The organism is Bacillus sp. SRB_331 (assembly GCF_003264175.1).
Taxonomy (GTDB): Bacteria; Bacillota; Bacilli; order Bacillales; family Bacillaceae_G; genus Bacillus_A; species Bacillus_A mycoides.
In genome coordinates this window covers 1-2,428 of record NZ_NADV01000073.1, presented here as the reverse complement: position 1 = coordinate 2,428, position 2,428 = coordinate 1, and the positions used below count along the sequence as shown (strand labels likewise).

Sequence of the window (2,428 nt, the reverse complement as noted above, 5' to 3'; positions counted from 1 at the left end):
AAAATTGACGTTCACGTTGTTTGTTTCGTTCAGTTTTCAAAGAACTTGTTTGCCGCTCATTCGCGACTCCCTTATGTTAACATTTTCATATTTCAATGTCAACCAAGTTTTTTTATTTCTTTTGTCGCTTTCTGCGTTGTTGCTATCGGCGACTTGTTCTATATTACACCTCTAATCTACAATCGTCAATATGTTTTTATAAAAAACTTCATTTTTTTATAAATCCTATTTACGTTATTAATTTATCTATTTATATACCTCTTCTATAAGAATAGATAAGCAACCCATGAAACACTCTATGGGTTGCTATTCCGTCATAAAAACTATTGTTCTTTTGAAGGTACAGAACAACTTTCATCCGTACAAGACATATCGCTTCCACCCTCTGAAGAAAGCTCTTGTAACTTAGGTGCAGGATTCTCTTCTTCCCAAACTTGCTGAAGTGCACCAACAAAAGTTTCAAGTGGTTGCGCACCTGAAATAGCATACTTTTGATTAATAATAAAATAAGGAACTCCCGAAATTTGATATTGCTGAGCAATCGCTTCATCAATTCTAACATCATTTGCATATGCGCTTTTATCATTAATAACATGTAGAGCTTCTTGCTTATCTAAACCTGAAGCTTCAGCAATAGTAGCAAGCGTATCCACATCACTTAAATTTTTCGATTCAGTGAAATATGCACAAAGTAGATTTTCCGTAATCTCTTTTTCTTTCCCTTGATCCTTTGCAAATTTGGCAAGACGATGCGCATCAAAAGTGTTCGTCGGCTTCATCTCTTCAAAATTAAAACTTAACCCCATACTAGCTGCATGATTGCCTAGTTGTATATTATTACGCTTAGCTTCTTCAATACTAATCCCATACTTTGATGCAAGTACTTCATTAATACTTGTTCCAGAATAGATTGGAGCATTTTGGTCTAATTCAAAACTTTTAAACTCAACTTCAACATCTTTCTTATGCGGAAATTGCTCTAAAGCCATTTCTAATCTGCGTTTCCCAATATAACAAAATGGGCATACAAAATCTGACCATACTTCAATTTTCATAGAAACACCTCATTAACATGTAGTTTTCAATTATTGTAGCACTGGCAATAAGGAATTCAAAAATTTATGCTTCAAACCTTATATACTACAAACTAAAATGAGTTTTTAAATAGAAAAAACGATAATCAAAAGTATAAAAACATTTCCTTCTGATTATCGTATATACAAAATACAAATCTAAAACAATCTAATTACGCTGGAATGTATCTCCCCACGAACTCCCATATGGTATTCCAATATTTATTCGAATCTACCTTCTCGGCTTCTCCATGTCCAGCACCTGGAACAATTAATTTCTCTTTTTCTACTTTTGCAGCATTATATACTTCATCTAACATTTCATAAGGAACGAATGTATCAGCGTCCCCATGAATAAATAGCATCGGTGTTTTACTTTTCGCTACTTGTTTTACAGCTGAAGCTTCTTCTAAATCATATCCAGCTCTTAATTTTGTAACTGTATTTGCCGCATTCATAACAGGAAACTTCGGCAAGTGGAATAAATCGTTTAATTGATAAGTAAATTCATCAATAACAGTTGAGTATCCACAATCTTCAATAATAACTTTAACGTTAGAGGGTAACTCTTCACCTGAAGTCATCATTACAGTTGCTCCCCCCATTGAAACTCCAAAGAGTGCTATTTCAGCATTAGGGTCTTTCTTTACAATTTGTTGAATCCAAATCAAAATATCTTTACGATCATGCCAGCCCATCCCTATATAATCACCTTCACTATTTCCATGCCCACGAAGATCTGGCGCTATGACGTTATATCCTTCTTCATAAAAATCCCGGATATATTTCGTCATTTTCGATGCCCTACTATCATATCCATGAACTACAATTGCCCATTTATGGCTAGATTGTTCATTCATATATTCATAACCTGTTAATTTCAACTTATCGAAAGAATTTATGTTTCGTATATTAGGTTTATGATTTGATACAAAGTTCGCATCCTTTTCTTCATTTGTAGCAAACACACCTCCCGATGCATTCACAGTTTCTACTAAGTGAGGATTATCCTCTAAAAACTCTTTCTCTTGTTTCGCATTCAACGCATAATTATAAAAATAATTCCCGACTAACATATAAGTAATTGCTAGAAGGACTAAAACCACTATAGTAATTACACCTATCTTTTTCATATTATCTCCTTAAAAAATTTAAATCTTCCTATATTAAAGTACCTCGAAAAACAACTGTACTATTTTAACACACCGATAGATTGCTTCTACAAAAAATAGAATAGAAAATCTTAAACTACACATCAAAAATGATGAAAGAAAATGAATATGAGAGGATCAAAATAATAAGGATTACTTACTTGAAGCTGATAAGAAGTTTGAAACACAAAAAAGACGAGTCAT

2 protein-coding genes are annotated in these 2,428 nt (G+C 33.1%); both read right to left on the bottom strand.

Annotation, left to right across the window (positions count from 1 at the left end):
- Window positions 1-323: 323 nt before the first annotated feature.
- Window positions 324-1,055 (bottom strand): DsbA family oxidoreductase, encoded by a 732-nt coding sequence (locus B5P42_RS30180; protein ID WP_002035454.1) that lies wholly within the window; start codon window positions 1,053-1,055, stop codon window positions 324-326.
- Between the two features lie 191 nt (window positions 1,056-1,246).
- The gene (locus B5P42_RS30175; RefSeq protein WP_113735960.1) at window positions 1,247-2,206 is read right to left on the bottom strand and encodes an alpha/beta hydrolase; all 960 of its coding nucleotides are present in this window, start codon (window positions 2,204-2,206) and stop codon (window positions 1,247-1,249) included.
- Between the last annotated feature and the right edge of the window lie 222 nt (window positions 2,207-2,428).